General features: G+C 51.6%; 12 protein-coding genes. 10 read left to right on the top strand and 2 right to left on the bottom strand.

Features of this window, described 5'->3' with window-relative positions:
* Positions 1-191: 191 nt before the first annotated feature.
* Positions 192-1,058, top strand: a complete 867-nt coding sequence (locus AB4124_RS24925) for an SDR family oxidoreductase (protein ID WP_441974525.1) — start codon at positions 192-194, stop codon at positions 1,056-1,058.
* 247 nt (positions 1,059-1,305) lie between these two features.
* On the opposite strand, the gene murQ is transcribed toward AB4124_RS24925, so the two are convergent.
* Together murQ and AB4124_RS24915 are read right to left on the bottom strand one after the other, a co-directional pair.
* Complete coding sequence (gene murQ, locus AB4124_RS24920) at positions 1,306-2,217, bottom strand: N-acetylmuramic acid 6-phosphate etherase (RefSeq protein WP_076325330.1); 912 nt, start codon at positions 2,215-2,217, stop codon at positions 1,306-1,308.
* 51 nt (positions 2,218-2,268) lie between these two features.
* A complete protein-coding gene (locus AB4124_RS24915) occupies positions 2,269-3,225 on the bottom strand; it encodes a BadF/BadG/BcrA/BcrD ATPase family protein (RefSeq protein ID WP_441974524.1) in 957 nt (318 codons plus the stop codon).
* 226 nt (positions 3,226-3,451) lie between these two features.
* Here AB4124_RS24915 and AB4124_RS24910 point away from each other — a divergent pair, with 226 nt between their 5' ends.
* The 9 genes from AB4124_RS24910 to AB4124_RS24870 all read left to right on the top strand — a co-directional run bounded on the left by AB4124_RS24910 (position 3,452) and on the right by AB4124_RS24870 (position 13,515).
* On the top strand, positions 3,452-4,288 hold the full coding sequence (locus AB4124_RS24910) for a MurR/RpiR family transcriptional regulator (protein WP_076325332.1): 837 nt from the start codon (positions 3,452-3,454) through the stop codon (positions 4,286-4,288).
* Positions 4,289-4,334: 46 nt separating this feature from the next.
* Positions 4,335-5,729, top strand: a complete 1,395-nt coding sequence (locus tag AB4124_RS24905; protein WP_339291787.1) for an ABC transporter substrate-binding protein — start codon at positions 4,335-4,337, stop codon at positions 5,727-5,729.
* 131 nt (positions 5,730-5,860) lie between these two features.
* Positions 5,861-6,778: a carbohydrate ABC transporter permease gene (locus AB4124_RS24900; RefSeq protein WP_098749028.1), complete on the top strand. Its 918-nt coding sequence runs from the start codon at positions 5,861-5,863 to the stop codon at positions 6,776-6,778.
* Positions 6,779-6,811: 33 nt separating this feature from the next.
* Complete coding sequence (locus AB4124_RS24895; protein WP_076325335.1) at positions 6,812-7,645, top strand: carbohydrate ABC transporter permease; 834 nt, start codon at positions 6,812-6,814, stop codon at positions 7,643-7,645.
* A 14-nt stretch (positions 7,646-7,659) separates the two neighbouring features.
* Positions 7,660-8,766 (top strand): ABC transporter ATP-binding protein, encoded by a 1,107-nt coding sequence (locus AB4124_RS24890; RefSeq protein ID WP_441974523.1) that lies wholly within the window; start codon positions 7,660-7,662, stop codon positions 8,764-8,766.
* 26 nt (positions 8,767-8,792) lie between these two features.
* Positions 8,793-9,488, top strand: coding sequence for a hypothetical protein (locus AB4124_RS24885; RefSeq protein WP_430109630.1), 696 nt, complete (start codon positions 8,793-8,795; stop codon positions 9,486-9,488).
* Positions 9,485-10,663 carry a DUF1343 domain-containing protein gene (locus AB4124_RS24880; protein ID WP_441974522.1) on the top strand — a complete coding sequence of 393 codons (1,179 nt, stop codon included), beginning with the start codon at positions 9,485-9,487 and terminating at the stop codon, positions 10,661-10,663. The genes AB4124_RS24885 and AB4124_RS24880 overlap by 4 nt, the downstream gene beginning before the upstream one ends.
* 3 nt (positions 10,664-10,666) lie before the next feature.
* Positions 10,667-11,857: an anhydro-N-acetylmuramic acid kinase gene (locus tag AB4124_RS24875; protein WP_441974521.1), complete on the top strand. Its 1,191-nt coding sequence runs from the start codon at positions 10,667-10,669 to the stop codon at positions 11,855-11,857.
* A gap of 188 nt (positions 11,858-12,045) precedes the next feature.
* Positions 12,046-13,515, top strand: a complete 1,470-nt coding sequence (locus AB4124_RS24870; RefSeq protein ID WP_441974520.1) for an FAD-linked oxidase C-terminal domain-containing protein — start codon at positions 12,046-12,048, stop codon at positions 13,513-13,515.
* The last annotated feature ends 9 nt before the right edge of the window (positions 13,516-13,524 follow it).

Below are 13,524 nucleotides of genomic sequence, written 5' to 3'. Positions count from 1 at the left end.
AGTCTCGTCTCCAAATGGATGTTGGTGGCGGGACTTTTTTTTAGAGATAAGAAAGTATAAACTTCAGAGGCTTACCATCCTTATCTCGCAAGAAAAATTTCCGCTAAATGCGGTCTGTCTTCTGAGAAAGTACGTCGATAGACGTTTTTTTATTACAATGGTAGAAGGTATACGAAGCAGGAGGTCTGTGGATGAATGACATGACAGGGAAAATCATCATCGTGACAGGAGCGAACTCCGGAATGGGCCTGGCGACAACCGTGGAGCTGGCCAAAGGGGGAGGGCACGTCGTCATGGCTTGTCGGAGCCAAGCCAGAGGAGAAGCGGCTCTTCGGCAAGCGTTACAAGAGAGCGGCAGCTCGAAAATTGAGCTGATGACATTGGATTTGGGCTCTTTTGATAGCATCAGAGTTTTTGCTTCCGACTTTAAGGCCAAATACGACAGGCTCGATGTATTGGTAAACAACGCGGGTGTGGTCACCCTCAAGCGGGAATTGACGCAGGACGGATATGAAGCCATGATGGGGGTCAATCATCTGGGGCATTTTTTACTGACGAACGAGCTCCTGGAGCCTCTTCAGCGTGCCCGCCAGGGGAGGGTTGTGAACGTATCCTCTGGCGCACACAAAGTGGGCAGCATCCACTTGGATGACCCTAATCTCGGTAAAGGATTCAATGTGGTCAAAGGTTATGCGCAGTCCAAATTGGCGAATATTTTATTTACGAAAGAGCTGGCTCGTCGGATGCAGCCGACAAAGGTAACGGTCAATGCGCTCCATCCCGGTGCAGTGAGTACCAGCATTGGCGTGAACCGGGATACAGGCTTTGGCAGAGCGGTCCATAAGCTACTTGGTCCGTTCTTTCTAACCGCGCAGGAAGGTGCGCGGACAGCGATTTACTTGGCTTCAAGCCCTGAAGTAGAGCATGTGACAGGGGAATATTACGTTAAATGCAAACCAGCCAAGACCACCGAGAAGGCAAGGGATCCGAAACTTGCCGCTCGCCTGTGGGCATGGAGTGAACAACAGGTAGGTTGGAAGTCGGACAAAGGTCGATGAACTTATGCATTTCAAGAAGGCTCGGTTCTATGAGTGAGGCTAAATCTGATTGATCCGATAAGGGCATGATCGGACTACAAGGAACGACGAGACCAATCGGCCCATTAGTATGATGACGACTAACTGTAAATGAAGGTCCATGCTGGCGAACAAATAAACGGGATATCTCCAGATCAACATGATCTTGGGATATCCCGTTTCATTTTACGATCGATGTTCATGATAGGCCATAGAAGCACGAAATATGCTACTTCGTTGTTTTCATATCGATCGCGCTGCGAACAAATCCGCTGGTACCGTCAAGGAGTTTGGACGCTTCTGCGGCATTGACATTAGCCAGAAGCATCACGATGGCGGTTTTGACATGGGCGCCGGATTCATGGTATGCCTTCTCAACAGCATCCTCAGATGCTCCCGTTGCCAGGGTGATAATGCGTTTGGCGCGATGCACAAGCTTGTTATTGGACGGGTTGAGGTCGACCATTAGGTTTTTGTACACTTTGCCGATTCGAATCATGGCGGTCGTTGTCAGCATGTTCAGAATCAGCTTTTGCGAAGTACCGGCCTTCATCCGCGTGGAGCCCATGATCACTTCCGGTCCGACAACAGCTTCGATCACAAAATCCGCGTACTGATGCATCGGCGATTCGTAGTTATTACAGAGTCCGATGACAACGGCTCCACACTCCTTGGCGCGTCTCATTGCACCAAGAACATAGGGCGTGCGGCCGCTTGCAGCGATGCCGATGACAACATCCTTCTCGTTGATCCCGTTTTCATGGATATCCTGTTCACCTAACTCCTCGCTATCCTCGGCACCTTCGATAGCTTCCTTCACGGCCCTGAAACCACCAGCGATCAATCCCTGCACCATAGAAGGGTCTGTCCCATAGGTAGGCGGACACTCGGATGCATCCAGAATCCCGATTCGACCGCTGGTTCCGGCACCTATATAGAACAATCTGCCCCCCTTCTGGAAAGCTTCTACTACGAGATCTGCCGCTCTAGCTATAAGAGGAATAAGCTCGCGGATCGCATCGGTGATCAGGCTATCCTCGCTATTGATGAGGATCATAATTTGTTCTGAGCTCAACTGATCAATGTTCTGCGTATTTTCATGAGGCTGTTCGGTTGTCAATTGACTTAGAATATTCGTCATGAGACAGGTCTCCTTTTTTGCCTTGGAATATGGACGGGCACTGATGTAAAGCTACAGCAAGTCAGAGACGCCGTCTGTAAATAGCTTGCAGGCTAACAGGGCCGCGCCATGGGCGGGTGTACGTTCACGATTTCCTTCGGGGAACCGGAGGCGGGGATAACGCGTTAGCAGAATGCTAGTGTACGTTTCCCGAAACGATTGCGAATGTTTGAAGATCGAGCCGATCCGCACGAGTTCACTCTCTGCGAATTCAGCTTGCCGCCTGATGAGAGCGCTTGTTGTATCGGCCAGTTCTTCTGCCTGCTGCCGGATGATACGGTTTGCCGCTTCATCACCGGCTTCGGCTGCTTCTATGCAGCAGCGGGCGAAGGAAGCGATATCCTGTTTCGTTATAGCGGGCTGGTAAATGTAAGATTTGAGATCGGTAATATGCTGGAGAGGATAGGCTGCAACAATCAGGCTGCTCATGATGGTGGGTGCCAAAATGCCCTCGTGGCTCTTAATGACAGATTTTAGAGCCTGAAGTCCGATCTGATAGCCGCTGCCTTCGTCTCCGAGAAGATGTCCCCAGCCACCGACGCGGTGGATGTCTCCCGATTTGGTTATAGCATAGGTATTGGATCCGGTTCCCGAGATCGCAAGTATTCCATACTGACGTTCCAGTACGGCCATTAATGAAATTTCGGCTTCCGAGCGCATGTAAATACGCATCGAGAGCTGCCGCTGCTGGAAATAGGAATGAAGGAAGGACTGAACACGACGTCGTTCTTCTGCAGAGCTTACACCTGACATTCCAAGACATATTGATGTAAATATTAATGACTTATTAAAAAGAGGTGCCAGAAGCCCATCCAACACCGTTCGGAGTTCCTCCATCGCTTTATCAAAGGTTACAATGTAGGGATTGGTGGAACCTCTGGTAAACCGGGACAACACTTCTCCAGCGCTGTTGATAGCGGTTGCTTCGGTCTTGGTACCGCCACCATCCACACCGATAAAAATTTCCATATTGAACCACTTCGCTTTCTATAACCAGTATAGGAGAAAACAGAAGTGTTGTAAAATAAAATTTTAAATCATGAATTATGTATTGAAATATAATTTCATACAATTTATAATAAACTCAATCCACTGATATTGAAAGCGATACCAGTCATGCTTTCGTTCAAGTTGTGTAAAGTAATATTACATATGGGTGATCATCAGAGGATTATTTGTAAAGGGGGGGCAAGAAATGAACGGCGGATTGGTTCGATTGCGTGAGGTGTATGATTCATTAAATCCGTCCGAGCGCAAAGTTGCAGCCTTCATTTTGCAGGAACCGGCAGAGATGATACAGATGTCGGTCGCGGATCTTGCAGTCCGAAGCGGTTCCAGTCAGGCTGCCATAGTACGCCTGTGCAAAACGATGGGTTTCAAAGGCTATCAGGATCTGAAGCTGAAGGTAGCTGGAGACTTGCAGGAGCCATTAGCCACCGGGTATCAGGATATCCGGCCCAATGACAGCATTTCTGCAATTATACAGAACGTCTCGAACAACAACATTCAATCGATTCGGGATACGATGAAGATTATGGAGGAAGGGAAGGTAGAAGAGGCCGTTCTGGCCCTCGATCAATCGAAGCGCATTTTCATGTTCGGGGTAGGGGCTTCCAATCTGATCGGGATGGATGCTCAACAGAAATTTTTGCGGATTAATAAGGTATGCATATCTTTTCCGGATCCACATGTTCAGCTCACCTCGGCGGTACTGCTGACGCCAGATGATACGGCCGTATGCATTTCCTACTCCGGTGAAACGGATGAAGTGATCCGCGCAGCAGCCATTGCGAGGGAGAAGGGGTGCAAGACGATTGGCATTACCAAATACGGTGATTCTACCTTGAGCCGATCGGTAGACATTCCCTTGTACACCTCTTCCACGGAGAACGAGATTCGCAGTGGCGCGATGTCCTCTCGTATTACGCAGCTTAATCTTATCGATATTTTATATCTTGGCGTCGCCAGCCGGAATTACGAGAATTCAGTGAAATACCTGGATGAGAGTCGGCAAGCGATCAAGCGGTTGTAGTTGATAGCGAAAACCACAAATATATAAATGATAAGGGGAGTAGTACATGAAGAAAAAAGGTTGGCTTACATTGTTGGCTTCTTTGATGCTCGTGTTTACCGCAGCTTGCGGCGGATCCGGTGGGGCGAAGACTCCGGAAGGCGGATCCGGGACCACATCGGAAGGAAACGGTGAGGCCGCACCGAAGCAGGATACGGTTGTCGTCTGGACTTATCCGGTTCATGGTAAATACGAAGATGAGTTGAAAGAGCATGTGGCGGATCTGAAAGAAAAATATCCGCACATTACGGTCCAAACCGAAGTGCTCTCCTGGGCTGAAGGTCCGAAGAAGTTCGACGTGGCCTTGAATGCGGGTAACCCGCCTGACCTCTATTTCCACGCGGTGGATGGAGCTTATGTGGATACGGGCCTTGCACTGGAGCTTTCCCCTTATATTACAGACGAGATCAAAAACGACTACCTGCCGGGAACGCTTGAGCTGGGCCAAATCCAGGGCAAACAATATGGACTTCCGCTGTACCAATCCCTCTGGGCTTGGGGCGGCAACAAGAAGATTCTTGAAGAAGCCGGCATCGACTGGAAGGCTATTCAAGAGAACGGCTGGACTTGGACCGAATTTAAGGCAGCTGCCGAGAAGCTGACCAAGAAGCTCCCGAACGGAAATACGCAGTATGCGCTGGTGACGGACGGTACTTCCCTGGACTTCATGGAAATGCTGACACGCAGCAACGGCATGCCGGACGTTCTGAACGATAAAGGCGAGTTCCAATGGAACGACGAGCGGATTCTGGACACGATGACATTCGTGTCCGATCTGATGAAAGCCGGACATTTGCCTGCCGAGACTGCCGCGGTTACGCCGGCGAAACGGATGGATCTGTTCTATGCAGAGGAAGCCGCGGTTGTGTCCAAAGCGATTCCTTACTACGATGTGATGCTTCAGAACCGCGCGAAGGATATTGACAGCGGTACGGTCCAAGGCGCGAAAATCGAGTTCGTCCTGCTGCCGGTTCCGCATAATGACGGGGCGGAGCGCAAGACATCCATGTTTGGTGAAGGCTATGTCGCTTTCAAACAGAAGAAGGATAAAGGCGAAGAGCATGCGAAGAACACGTTCCTGATCATGGAAGGACTGAGCGGCGCGAAAGCCGGCAATTCCGCGAATGAACTGGTGTTGCCTTTCGTTCGCAAATCCCAAGCGGAGTTTTATGAAGGCAAAGGACTCGGTACGGAATCCACAATCAAAGCAGCGGAAATTTTCGCAAACTTCAAAGAAATTCCGGTGACCCTGAACCTCGATGCAGATGCCTCAGGCAACCAGAAGAAGTTCAAGGAGCAAGTGGTGAAGCCGAACATTCAGGCGCTGTTCTCGGGAGAGAAGACACCGGAGCAGATCGCGCAGGACTTCAAGGATAAAGGCAAACAAATTTTAGGACAGTAATTGAAGTTATAAGGGGGTGTCCCGTTGTCCTTAGCAGGAACAAAACGGGTCACTCCCTTTTTAAACCAACCACTCCAGGCTTCAAAAGGCTTCATGAAAATACTTCACCTGTGCGCAAAGGAGGAAATCAAATGCAGACTGCCCCGGCGCAAACCCGGCCCTCGCGTCCCCCAATGAAGGGTTATCTACGCGAATATGGATGGGCGTATTTATTCATTTTGGCTCCCGTACTGTTGTTCTTGATATTTACGCTTTACCCGGTCGCCTCCGCCTTTCTGATGAGCTTTCAGGAATATAGCGTGATGGGCTCCGAATGGATCGGAACGGACAATTACACACGGATGGTACAGGATGAAGTGTTCTGGAAATCCATGAGGAATACGGTTTTATTTACGATCGGTACCGTTCCGGTTAACATTGTCATCACGTATGCATTATCCTTTTTTATTTTTCAGATGAAGAATAAATGGCAGACGTTCTTCAAGGCTACGATGTATTTGCCGGCCGTTGCTTCCGGCGTCACCATCTCGGTCGTATGGCTCGCGATTTACGATCCGACCCATGCGGGGCTGCTGAATCGCTTCATTGGTTTGTTCGGATTTGACCCGGTCATATGGCTCGGCAAATCGAACACCGCACTCTTTTCGCTCATCTTGATGAACTGGCTCGGTTCTCATGGTGCGGGCATTATTCTGTATTTGGCTGCCATGGGCGGAATTCCCAAATCGCTCTATGAAGCTGCGGATATTGACCATGCAAGCGGTTGGTCCAAATTCTGGCGCATTACGTGGCCGCTGATGAAACCAACCACGTTGTATCTGCTGGTGACGGGTGTCATTACGTCCTTCCAGGTATTTATCTCGGTGTATCTGATGACGCAGGGCGGTCCGAACTTCGCGACGACAACCATCGCCTACCTGATTTACAGCACCGCCTTCAACTTCTATGAATTTGGACTCGCAGCAGCGCAATCTTTTGTATTAGCCGCATTGATTATTGTCATTTCCATCATTCAGTTCAAATACTTCTCGTCCGACGTGGAGTATTAATGCATATTTCTGAAGCTAAAAGGGGGTGCACCTATGAAATCAAGATCAAAATTGATCATGCTGATTGTGGCTTCGGTCATCTTGGTGGTATGGAGCGTTCTGACGATCATTCCGATGTACTGGATGTTGATTGGCTCTGTGCAGGACACCAAATCAGCGGCTTCGTTTATCCCGAAAATGATTCCGGACGTATTTTCCGTGGCCCCGTACGAGCGTTTTTTTGGCAAAACCAACGTCATGAGATGGCTCTTTAACTCCTTATTGATCTCGTCCATCCTGACGGTGACCAACGTATTCCTGGCCTCACTCGCAGGATATGCCTTTGCGAAGCTGAAGTTCCCAGGGAACAAAGCGGTATTTTGGGTTTTGCTCAGCACGATGATGATCCCGGCGCAAGTGACGCTGATTCCGCTCTATATTTTGATGATTGACGTATTTGATCTCGGGAATACATACACGGCTATTCTTCTTCCCGGCATTGTAAGCGTGGGCAATATTTTCTTGATGAAGCAGTACATGTCATCACTGCCTACCTCTCTGATTCATGCAGCGCGTATCGACGCTTGCGGGGAATTCGGCATCTTCTGGAAAGTTATTCTTCCGATGGCTAAACCGGGTCTTGCCGTGCTGGCGATTTTCACGTTCGTTGCATCCTGGAACGATTTCTTCTGGCCCTTCCTCGTGACAAATTCGACGGAAATGAGGACCATTCAAGTCGGTCTGGCTTCCTTCGTTTATGCGGACACGACCGATTTCGGCGCACTTATGGCTGGAGCAACCGTCGCGGCACTGCCGATGATGATCCTGTTCTTCTCGCTTCAGCGCTATTTCCTGCAAGGCATCACCATTGGAGCCGTTAAAGGCTAGAAGGAGGCAAAGTTATGGCACGCGTAGAATTCCGTAATATACGAAAAGAATTTGTAGACGACAACAAAGGGACCTTTACCGCTGTAGGGGGGTCGGACTTTGTGATCAATGATAAAGAGTTCGTGGTATTTGTCGGTCCTTCCGGCTGCGGCAAAACCACCTCGCTGCGCATGATTGCAGGCCTTGAGCGTCAGACGTCCGGCGATATCGTCATCGGCGACCGGGTGGTGAACAATCTTCATCCGAAAGACCGGGATATCGCCATGGTGTTTCAGGATTATGCGCTGTATCCGCATATGACGATTCGCGAGAATCTTTCCTTCGGCTTGAAGAACTTGAAGAAGCCCAAGGCTTATATTGAGCAAAAAGTAGCGCAGGCAGCATCCATTCTCGGCCTGGAGTCGATGATTGACAGGAAGCCGCGCGAGCTGTCCGGTGGACAGCGTCAACGTGTGGCGGTTGGGCGGGCCATCGTGCGCGACCCGCAGGTGTTCCTCTTTGACGAGCCGCTGTCGAACCTGGATGCGAAGCTTCGCGTGCAGATGCGGGTAGAGCTGTCCGAGCTGCACAAGCGACTGGAAGCCACCATTGTATATGTAACGCATGATCAGGTTGAAGCGATGACGCTTGGTGAGCGGATCGTCGTGATGAACAACGGCATTATCCAGCAGATCGCATCACCAACTGAGCTGTATGCGAAACCGCAGAACATGTTCGTAGCCGGCTTTATCGGTTCCCCGCCGATGAACTTTATCGATGTGCAGAAGGAAGGAAATGTCCTCCGGATGGAAGGCGGGGTATTCACCATTCCGGACGCGATGGCGGGTGCGCTGAGTAAATACGACAATGAGCATCTTATTCTGGGGGTTCGCCCCGAGCATATTACCGGCGAGGATATGCCAGGCACAACCAATCTGGATTACAAATATTCCACCAAGGTTCAGGTCGTTGAACATCTCGGTTCTGAGAACCTGGTGTACTTCCGCATAGGAAACCGGACCGTTACCGCGAAGGTTCACCCGGAAACGACGGGTTATCCGGGCATGGACAAAACCTTCATTTTCAATTTCGATAAGGTGCATTTCTTCGATCCTGAGACGGAACAGCGTATCGATTGGTAAACAACGACGAAGAGGAGAGGAAAGCTATGCGCAAGCTGAATGATGTGTTGAAGAAGACCGGGGTTGAGATTTACCGTGAGATTACGGCGGTGGCCTTATACAGCATGATTACCTCGCTGGTGCTCGTAACGGTGGTTATGTTTGTGCCGCTGTGGGTAGCGCTGGTGCTGCTGCCGGTTCTGTATATGCCGCTGTTCTATGGTGTTTGTTATGCCTATCACCGCAAAACGGAGCGGGGCAAGTCCAGGCTGAAAGACGTGTTTCAAGGTGCGCTTAAAGGGCTTGGACCCGCCGTCGTCATGGGCTTCTTCTTCGTGGTGATGACATTGATTCTATGGTCCACCTGGTGGTATTACGGAGGCAAAGAGGGGATCGGCTATCTTGCGATTGGCGTGTTCCAAACTTATTTTGTTGTCATGGCGCTCATCTCCCAATTCTACACCTTTCAGCTTGTCATTCAGGAAGGGATGGGCATCTTCAAGGCCATGGCCCACAGTGTCAAGCTGTTCCTGAAGTTTCCGGCCTATACACTGGGCGCATGCTTTCAAGCCTTCTGCGTTGCGATTCCGCTGATGGTTACGGTCGTTGGCTTTGGATTTTTGTTTAACGGTATGTGGGCTATATACCAGCACAAGGTTACGTATAATGTACTGAATCCGGAAGAGGCCAAACCGGTGGAAGACGGTGTGGTAGCCTCGGAAGCGAGAGGTGTAAGCATATGATGAGAAGCAACGTGCGGAGCGGAATTGATATGCTGCCGAACATCAAGCATGAGAAAATCACGGGTCGTCGCCTTGGCGTCATCACGAATCCGACGGGGCTTACGTCGGATTTTCGTTCATCTATCGAGGTGATTGCAGGCCTACCCGAGTCCGAATTGACGGCTTTGTTTGCTTGCGAGCATGGGCTGCGAGGTCAGCTGCAGGCAGGCAAGCACGTCGATGATGAAGTGGACCCGGTATTCGGCGTGCCGGTGTACAGCCTGTATGGTTCGCGGCGTAAACCGGATGCCGACATGCTGAAGAACGTGGACACGGTCATCTTCGATATTCAAGACATCGGTGTCCGTTTCTACACGTATTTGACCACGCTGCTCTATGTCATGGAGGCATGCGCTGAGCAAGGCAAGAGCTTGCTTGTCCTGGACCGGCCGAATCCGCTTGGCGGTGAGCGCTGTGAAGGCGGCTTGCTGCAGCCGGGATATGAATCCATGGTGGGAGGATGGCAGATTCCGATTAGCACCGGGATGACCATTGGCGAATTTGCGCGCATGGCCAATGACTTGCGGGGGACCGGATGTGATCTGGATGTGATTCGGCTCGAAGGATGGACGCGCGACATGGTTTATACCGACACGGGTCTTCCGTGGGTACCGCCTTCCCCGAACATTCCTACGATGGATACGGTGCGGCTGTACAGCGGGACCTGCTTCTTCGAAGGGACCAATCTTTCGGAAGGCAGGGGGACGACCCGGCCGTTTGAATGGATCGGTGCTCCATGGGTCAATGGAGAAGAGTTGGCGAAGGCATTCAACGCGTACGGACTGCCAGGTGTGTTTGCCCATTCCATGTACATGACGCCCACCTTCTCGAAGCATCAGGGCGAAGGCTGCGGCGGGGTGATGTTGTTTGTAACGAATTCGGCAAAAGTGGAAGCTGTGCGTACAGGGCTTGTGGTGTTGCACCTGGTCAGCCGAATGTACCCGGATCAGTTCCAGTGGCTTACCCCACCGGAGGGACGCAACCGGTATTTTATTGATTTACTGACGGGCAGCGAAGATGTCCGGCGGCACATCCACGAAGAAGCCGGACTCCAGCGCATTGTTGCCGAATGGGGCAAGGATGCGGAGCGGTGGAGAATGATGCGGGCTCCTTACCTGCTGTATGGGGAGGCGTAAAGTATGATGTTCTCACCATGGAAGGATGGAGGGCCGACCGTTGTGGTCGGCCTGATGTCGGGCACTTCGCTTGACGGCATCGATGCGGCCATCGTCCGCATACACGGAAGCGGCCTCGAGGCATCGGTTGAATTGCTGCATTACTATAGCAAGCCATACGAACCGGAGCTCCGTCAGCGGCTGCGCAATTTGTGCAGTGAAGAGAATTCCAATAGCGCTGCTGTATGCAGTATGAATGCATACCTGGGGTATCAGTTCGGGGCGGCAGTCCTGGAAGTGGTCGCCGATGCCGGCATGCGAATCGATGAGGTGGATTTGGTAAGCTCACATGGACAGACGATCTGGCATCAGCCTGTACCTGAACAAGGTGATCCCTATGCTGTCGCTTCGACTCTACAGATCGGTGATATATCCGTTATCGCCAAGCACACCGGCAAACTTACGGTAGGAGACTTCCGTCCCGCAGATATGGCGGTTGGGGGGCAAGGGGCTCCGTTTGCTCCTTACGGAGATTTGATCCTGTTTCGGCACCCGCAGCGGGGAAGGCTGCTGCAGAACATCGGCGGGATCGGCAATTGCTCGGCGCTGCCCGCAGGGGCGGATCCTGCGGATGTGCTGGCCTTTGATACCGGGCCCGGCAATATGATCATGGATGCTGTAGTCCATATGCTGTCCGGAGGGCAGCTTTCGTATGACGACAGCGGAACATGGGCTGCCCGAGGCAAGCCGGATCAGGCCTTGTTAAGCGAGATGATGGAGCATCCTTATTTTCACGCCGAGCCGCCCAAATCAACGGGAAGAGAATGGTTTGGTCATAATTATGCGGTTTCATTTCTGGAACAAGCCAGGCTCAGGAAGCTTTCGGATGAGGACGTGATGGCAACGGCTACGGCGTTTACCGCCCATACTATTGCGGACAGCTATGTGAGATACGTGTTTCCTCGTTACAAGATCGATGAAGTGATCGTGACCGGCGGAGGAGCCCACAACAAGACGCTGCTCTCCATGTTAAGCGAGCTGCTGCCGGAACAGAAAGTCATGACCTCCAAGGCGCTGGGCTTTGATGACGATGCCAAAGAAGCCGTCATTTTTGGACTCTTAGGCAATGACTTCATGCTCGGTGTTCCTAACAATTTGCCTGCGGCGACGGGAGCCGATCGCCCAACCGTTATGGGGAAGCTGGCCCTGCCATAGCGGAGGAAGCATAAACCGTTCATAAACCTGTGCTTAGTCCGAACATAAACCCGAGCATAACCGTTCATTAAAGACCGCGGGACGGTAATGCCAAGCGATGGTGGATAGATAATGTTAAACAGCGATTAGATAAGTAAAGTGATTATTATTTGTTGTAGTCAAACCCGTATAGGGGAGGGGGAAACAACGTGCTGGAATCTGTTATTCGCGAGCAGCTGGCCGCCGTGGTTGGCGGGAAGTGGTTCAAGGACGATCCGGAAAGTCTCGTCTCTTACAGTTATGATGCTACGCCGCTATATCAAGCGATGCCGGACGGAGTTATCTTTCCTGGAAGCACGCAGGAAGTATCCGACATCGTTAAAATTTGCTCAAAACACCGCATACCCGTTATTACGCGGGGAGCTGGCAGCAATCTGTGCGGAGGGACCATTCCGCTTCAGGGCGGTCTGATTGTGGTCATGACCCGAATGAATAAGCTGCTGGAGATCGATGCCGATAACCTGACCGCGACCTTCCAGACCGGTTTGAATACAAAGCAGTTTCATCTGGCGGTTGAACAGACAGGGCTGTTCTATCCTCCGGATCCAAGCAGCATGATCATCTGCACGATGGGCGGTAATATCGCTCTGGGAGCTGGCGGGCTGCGCGGCTTGAAGTATGGAACGACCAAGGATTACGTCCTTGGCCTGGAAGCCGTATTGCCGGATGGCAGCATCCTGTGCACGGGCGGCAAGCTGGTGAAGGATGCGGCAGGGTATGATTTGACCCGACTGTTGGTAGGATCAGGCGGTACGCTAGCCATTCTGACCGAGGCCACGGTTAAGTTGATTCCTAAGCCTTCATACAGGAAGGCGATGGTTGCCGTCTACGACGATCTTAACGCGGCGGCCCGAACGGTTTCGAATATTATAGCGAATCATATTTTCCCGTGTACCTTGGAATTCATGGATCAGCCGACCCTCCAGGTGGTTGAGGAATTTGCCAAAATCGGACTGCCGGTTCACGCCAAAGCGATGCTGGCGATCGAGCAGGACGGCAATGTCGATGATGTGGAGCGGGATCTAAAGAACCTGGAGGAGATATGTCTCGCTTCTGGCGCGGTTCAGCTCAACATCGCCAAGACACCAGAGGAGGGTGCGAAGGTAATGGAGGCGAGACGGAGCGCGCTTGCCGCGCTATCCCGATTGCGGCCGACCACGATCTTGGAGGACGCGACGGTTCCGCGTTCGAAAATTGCGGACATGGTGCTTGAAGTTCAGCGTATCGCCCAGAAATACGACGTGCAGATTTGCACATTCGGCCATGCCGGGGATGGCAATCTGCATCCGACCGCGATGACGGATGCCCGTGACCCGGAAGAGATTCACCGCGTGGAGCAGGCATTCGCCGAAATCTTTGAGGTGGCGATTGCCATGGGGGGCACCATTACCGGTGAGCATGGCGTCGGTATCGTGAAGGCTCCTTACCTGGAATGGAAGGTGGGCCAAGCCGGCATCAAGATGATGAAATCCATTAAGGATGCGATTGATCCGCACCAGATCATGAATCCCGGCAAGTTGTTTGCGGAAACCCGGAAGCGAATTGTTTTCCAGGAGCGGACAGAGCTGGCAGAACGGGACTCAGCTTCGGATCAGGATCAGAAGATCGAAACATCGTGAGAGGAGGCG

The organism is Paenibacillus sp. 2KB_20 (genome assembly GCF_052115765.1).
Classification (GTDB): Bacteria; Bacillota; Bacilli; order Paenibacillales; family Paenibacillaceae; genus Paenibacillus_AQ.
Note: the sequence above shows the minus strand (reverse complement) of the source record. Positions and strands in the feature narration are given on the sequence as shown.

What these genes read in the sequence shown, in the direction of transcription:
- AB4124_RS24925 (WP_441974525.1), top strand. Translation starts at nt 192, where the DNA reads ATGAATGACATGACAGGGAAAATCATCATCGTGACAGGAGCGAACTCC.
- murQ (WP_076325330.1), bottom strand. Translation starts at nt 2,217, where the DNA reads ATGACGAATATTCTAAGTCAATTGACAACCGAACAGCCTCATGAAAAT.
- AB4124_RS24915 (WP_441974524.1), bottom strand. Translation starts at nt 3,225, where the DNA reads ATGGAAATTTTTATCGGTGTGGATGGTGGCGGTACCAAGACCGAAGCA.
- AB4124_RS24910 (WP_076325332.1), top strand. Translation starts at nt 3,452, where the DNA reads ATGAACGGCGGATTGGTTCGATTGCGTGAGGTGTATGATTCATTAAAT.
- AB4124_RS24905 (WP_339291787.1), top strand. Translation starts at nt 4,335, where the DNA reads ATGAAGAAAAAAGGTTGGCTTACATTGTTGGCTTCTTTGATGCTCGTG.
- AB4124_RS24900 (WP_098749028.1), top strand. Translation starts at nt 5,861, where the DNA reads ATGCAGACTGCCCCGGCGCAAACCCGGCCCTCGCGTCCCCCAATGAAG.
- AB4124_RS24895 (WP_076325335.1), top strand. Translation starts at nt 6,812, where the DNA reads ATGAAATCAAGATCAAAATTGATCATGCTGATTGTGGCTTCGGTCATC.
- AB4124_RS24890 (WP_441974523.1), top strand. Translation starts at nt 7,660, where the DNA reads ATGGCACGCGTAGAATTCCGTAATATACGAAAAGAATTTGTAGACGAC.
- AB4124_RS24885 (WP_430109630.1), top strand. Translation starts at nt 8,793, where the DNA reads ATGCGCAAGCTGAATGATGTGTTGAAGAAGACCGGGGTTGAGATTTAC.
- AB4124_RS24880 (WP_441974522.1), top strand. Translation starts at nt 9,485, where the DNA reads ATGATGAGAAGCAACGTGCGGAGCGGAATTGATATGCTGCCGAACATC.
- AB4124_RS24875 (WP_441974521.1), top strand. Translation starts at nt 10,667, where the DNA reads ATGATGTTCTCACCATGGAAGGATGGAGGGCCGACCGTTGTGGTCGGC.